General features: G+C 77.8%; 3 protein-coding genes. 1 reads left to right on the top strand and 2 read right to left on the bottom strand.

Going from position 1 to position 4,892, the window contains the following annotated elements; translation table 11 throughout:
• Positions 1 to 1,309 (top strand): DUF6716 putative glycosyltransferase (locus HLB09_RS12885; RefSeq protein ID WP_171203756.1); only part of this gene is annotated, 1,309 nt, incomplete at its 5' end.
• Here HLB09_RS12885 and HLB09_RS12880 read toward each other — a convergent pair.
• Entirely contained in the window at positions 1,258 to 3,357 is a 2,100-nt protein-coding gene (locus HLB09_RS12880; RefSeq protein ID WP_171203755.1) for an acyltransferase family protein, read from the bottom strand. The genes HLB09_RS12885 and HLB09_RS12880 overlap by 52 nt on opposite strands.
• Positions 3,354 to 4,673: a DUF6716 putative glycosyltransferase gene (locus tag HLB09_RS12875; RefSeq protein WP_171203754.1), complete on the bottom strand. Its 1,320-nt coding sequence runs from the start codon at positions 4,671 to 4,673 to the stop codon at positions 3,354 to 3,356. The genes HLB09_RS12880 and HLB09_RS12875 overlap by 4 nt, the downstream gene beginning before the upstream one ends.
• Positions 4,674 to 4,892 lie beyond the last annotated feature (219 nt).

The following is a 4,892-nucleotide window of genomic DNA, read 5'->3' as shown; positions in this document are numbered from 1 at the left end:
CGCACGCGCGGGCGAGCCGGTGCGGGTGCGGGCGGGCGGGGCCGTCGGCGCGACGGCCGGCCGGCCGGGGACGACGCCGCGGGTCCTCGTCGTCGCGGACACCGACAGCTACCTCAAGTGGGGCGCGGCCCTGGCGACCTCCGCCCCGGGCCCCGCTGAGCTGGTCCTGCTGCGCACGCCGCTGCTGCCCTCGGCCGTCCAGGTCCGCTCCGCCCTCGCGGGCACGCGGTGGGAGGGGCGGCAGCCGCCGGTCGTGAGCGCCGCCCGCCTCCGCCGCCGCGTCCGCGAGCTCGCGCCCGACGTCGTCGTCCTCGCCCTCGTCGGGCCGCTCGTCGACCTCGTGGCCCGCGCGTGCGTGCCGGGCGGCCGCGCCGAGCGGCCGATCGTGCTCAGCGGGCTGCCGGGCATCGCCGTCCCGACGAGCGCGCTGGCCCTGCACCACCGCCGGCGCGCGGACGTCCTCGTCGTCCACTCGCGGCGCGAGCAGCGGGACGCCCTCGCCCTGCTCGAGCCGGCGGGGGCGCGGACGACGGCGCTGCTGCAGCGCCTGCCCTTCCTGCCGCAGCTCCCGGAGGGAGCGCCCGAGGCGCTCGGGCCGCCGCCCGGGGGCCCCGGGAGGCGAGCGGTCCTCTACGCGCCGCAGGCCCTGGCGCCGAGGACCGACGCGGAGCGGGCGTCGGTCCTCGCGGCGCTCGCCGACCTCGCGGCGGCCCGGCCCGAGCTGGACGTCGTCGTCAAGGTCCGCGGTGAGCGCCTCGACGAGCAGACGCACCGGGACCGGACGGACTACCGCCGCCTCGCGCCGGGCGCGGGGGGAGACGGACGCGTGCGGGTCGCGGCGGGTCCGCTCGGCGAGCACCTGCGCGGCGCGGCCGGCCTCGTCACCGTCGGCTCCACCGCCTCCCTCGAGGCCGTCGCCGCCGGCGTGCCGGTGCTCGTGCTCGAGGACTTCGGCGTCGGGCCCGAGCAGTTCAACGAGGTCTTCCGCGGCAGCGGGGTGCTGGGCACGCTGGACGACCTCCGGGCCGGTCGCTTCCTGTCGCCGCGCGCGGACTGGCTCGAGGACAACTACTTCCACCGGGGGCAGCCGGACCTCTGGTCGCGGCTCCCCGGTGCCGACCGACGGGCGCGACCTCCGGTGCCCCTGGCGGTCGCGCCGCGGGGCACGGCCGTCCTGGCCGCCCTCGAGGTCCTCCTGCCCCCCGCGGTGCACCGGGCGCTCCGCCGGAGCGCCCTGGGCGCCCTGGCGGCCGTCCGTCAGAGGCGGGGGACCTGGGCCTCGAAGACGTCGAGGAGCGAGGCGGCGTAGTCGGTCGTCACGTGGTTCTGGTCGCGGGGCACGCGCAGGTTGCCGACCACGGCCGGGCACGTCTCGTCGTCGCAGAAGCGGTCGAGGACGCGCAGGACCGTGACGTCCGGGACGAGCTCGGCGGCGCGCAGGAGCGGGTCGGCGTTCCGCAGGGCCTCGTCGCGGGCCGTGGCGCAGGCGGCGGGGTCCTCGTAGTGCTCGGCGAGGCAGTCGACGACCTCGGCCCCCTGGCCGGGCTCGGGGGTGTCCTCGACCACGACCACGCCGACGCCGGCGTCCAGGAGCGCCCGCCACTGCTCGGCGAAGCCCGCGACGCCCGGCGCCTCGCCGGTGCCGGTGTCGACGTAGTCCGACCCGCGCCAGGCGGAGGTGATGACGAGGTCGACGTCGCCGCCGGTGAGCTCCTCGAGCGTCCCGGCGTTCGCCTCCGCGCACGCCCCGCCGCGCACGTCCCGCTCGCGCTGCTCGGCGTTGAAGGGGCAGCTGTTGTGCAGGTACGTCACGAGGCGCCACCCGCGCTCGCGGGCGAGCGGCTCGACCGCCGGGAACCAGTGGGCGGCGTGGGAGTCCCCGACGAGGGCCACGACCGGTGCGCCGGGATCCGTGCTGCCGAAGGTGCAGGGCTTCGTCTCCCGCCACTCGGCGAGCGAGCGGCAGCCCTTGCGGGGCGTCGCCTCGTCCTCGGTGGCGGGGTCGGGGACGAAGCCGGTGACGCCGGTGGGGAAGGGCGCGAGGCCGTCGGCGGGGACGACCTCGGCGCCCAGCGGCGTGTCGGGGGCGAGGAGCGCGTCGAGGGTCTGGGAGCGGGCGGCCACGGCCGCGTCCTGGGCGCGCAGCGGCACTAGGGCGAGCAGGCAGACGGCGGTCATGGCCGCCAGCGCCGGCAGCAGCGAGCGGCGCGCCCGCCGGCGGGGCCAGGACCAGGTGCGCAGCGGCTGCTCGACGAAGCGGTAGGAGGCCAGCGCCGCGACGACGGAGGCGGCGGCCAGGCCGAGGGCCAGGGGGCGGCTGGGGGGCAGGTCGAGGGCCGCGGGCACGAGGAGGATGAGGGGCCAGTGCCACAGGTACAGCGAGTAGGAGACGTCGCCCAGGCGCTGGACGGGGCGCAGGTCGACCAGCGGGGTCGGCGTCCAGGCGCCGGCGGTGCGCCCGGCGGCGATGACGGCGGCTGCCCCCAGCACCGGAGCCAGGGCCACCGAGCCCGGGAAGTCGCTGCCGTCCAGGACCACGGCGGAGACGCCGATCGCGGCGAGGCCCGCCCAGGCGAGGAGCCCGGAGAAGACCCGACCGCGGGGGGAGCGGTCGCCGAGGGCCACGGCCAGCAGGCCGCCGACGGCGAGCTCCCACACGCGGGTGGGCGTGACGAAGTAGGCGGCCGGCGAGCCGGTGGCCGTCCAGAGCACCGACGTGGCGAAGGAGGCGACCACGACGAGGCTCATGGCCGCGGCGGCGACGGCGCGCAGCGGCAGCCCGCGTCGCGTCGCCACGACGACCGCCGCGACGACCAGGAGGGGCCACAGGACGTAGAACTGCTCCTCGACCGCCAGGGACCAGAAGTGCTGCAGCGGCGTCGCGGCGGCGTCCTGGGCCAGGTAGTCCACCGACTGCTGCGCGAGGACCCAGTTCTGGGCGTACAGCGTGGAGGCGACGGCCTGCACGCCGACGTCGGCCCACCGGGTGGAGGGCAGCACGAGCAGCGAGGCGAGCACGACGACGACCGTGACGACGAGCGCGGCGGGCAGGATGCGCCGCGCCCGGGCGGCCCAGAAGTCCCGCAGGCGCACCCGGCCGGTGCGCGAGACCTCGCGCATGAGGTGGCCGGTGATGAGGAAGCCCGAGATGACGAAGAAGACGTCGACCCCGACGAAGCCGCCGGGCAGCAGGGACGGGTTGAGGTGGTAGACGACCACGAGCCCGACGGCGAGCGCGCGCAGCGCCTGGACCTCCGGGCGCAGGCCGCGGCGCACCGCGCGCCGCCCCGACCCGTCCGGCTCCACGGCGTCCCGCTCCGGCGCCGGCGGGCGCTCGGCCAGAGAACGGCCCGTCACCGCAGCACCCGCGCCAGGGCGTCCTCCGCCCGCTGCGCCGTGCCCGGCGCCCACCGGTAGGCCCGCGTCTTGAGCGCGCGGACGGCCCGCCAGCGTCCGGGGCCGCGGCGGGCGCCCGGCGCGCCGGCCAGCGCGGCCGTGGCGGTGAGGTAGGCGCTGCGGGCGGCGAAGTACGACGACGAGGCGACCGAGGGGAGCACCCGCCGCTCCGGGTGCTCGAGCAGCTCCTCGACCCGGCGGGCGACGCGCTCGGCCGGTGTGGTGCCCGGCTCGCCGAAGAAGTACCCGTCGAGCCAGGCCCGGTCGGGCTCGGGCAGGTCGTCGGCCTCCAGGTCGTCGAAGGTCCGCAGCAGGCCCGAGCTGACGAAGACCTGGTTCCCCAGCTGCTCGCGCACCCCGAGGTCGCTGACGAGCGCCGTCGTCACGCCGGCGCCGACCGACTCGAGGGCCGCCGTCGACGACACCGTCAGGAGGAGGTCGACCTCGTCGAGCTGGGCGCTGATCGGCGTGTAGTCGACGTGGAAGTTCGGCGGGAGGTCGCGCCCCGCGAGCAGCCGCTCGGGGTGGTGGGCCATGCGGTGGAACGTGTCCTCGCCCGGGCGGTGCCGGGGCTTGAGGCGCACCTGGCGGTCCGGGTGACGCACGGCGTAGCGCACGAGCCGGTCGTAGACGTAGAGCCGCTCGGCCCGGCGCTCGGGGACGGTCGGCTGGTCGGCGAAGAGGACCGTCCGGGGCGCGCCGGTGGTGCGCCGCGGGGCCGCGGCCGACCCGAGCAGGGGGAGGCCGCTGAGCAGGAGGTTGCTGTCGTCGAGGCCGAGGGCCGCCGCGGTGCGGCGGAAGCGCTCGAGGTCCTCACCGCTGTTGACGGCGATCACGTCGGCGGCGGCGCGGTCGAGGTACCCGGCCACGAGCTTCTCGATGATGACGCCGACCCAGCCGCAGACGACCACCGGCAGCCGGTCGCCCCCGCGGGAGACGAGGTCCTGCGTGAAGCGCTCCACGAAGGGCCCGGACAGGGCGAGGGCGACGACGTCGGCGTCGAGGGAGGCGGCCACGACCTCGTCCCAGGGCGCTTCCTCGAGCACCGCCGAGGAGTGGGCGTACTCGGCCTGCTGCGCCGGGGAGATCGCGTGCCGCACGTCCGAGGGGACGATCGTGCGGCACGCGATGCCGCGCGCCTCGAGGGCCTCCTGCACGCGCCCCACCCACTTGAGCTGGGAGTCGAAGGCCGCGACGAGGACGGCCGTCCTCGTGCGGGCGGCCGGGCGCGCGGGGGCGCCCCCGTCGTCGGGCGCGGTCGTGGTCGTGGCGTCCATGGCCGTCCTCCGTGGTGTCGACCCGGGCGACGTGGCTCCGCGGGTCGGTCGTGTCCTGGTCGTCGTGCGTCGGTCGGTCGTGCGCTGGTCGGTCGCGAGGGGCTCAGCGGCCGCGGCGCAGGAGCGCTCGCGCCAGCAGCGCGCGCGCCGCCCACGCCTGGACCGGCTCCCCGAGCGCGGTGTGGGCGCGCACGAGGGCCCGCGCGCTGCGCGCCGACC

The organism is Pseudokineococcus marinus (genome assembly GCF_013004605.1).
Lineage (GTDB): Bacteria > Actinomycetota > Actinomycetes > Actinomycetales > Quadrisphaeraceae > Pseudokineococcus > Pseudokineococcus marinus.
Note: the sequence above shows the minus strand (reverse complement) of the source record. Positions and strands in the feature narration are given on the sequence as shown.

Coding starts and splice junctions, on each gene's coding strand:
- HLB09_RS12875 (WP_171203754.1), bottom strand. CDS start 4,673: ATGGACGCCACGACCACGACCGCGCCCGACGACGGGGGCGCCCCCGCG.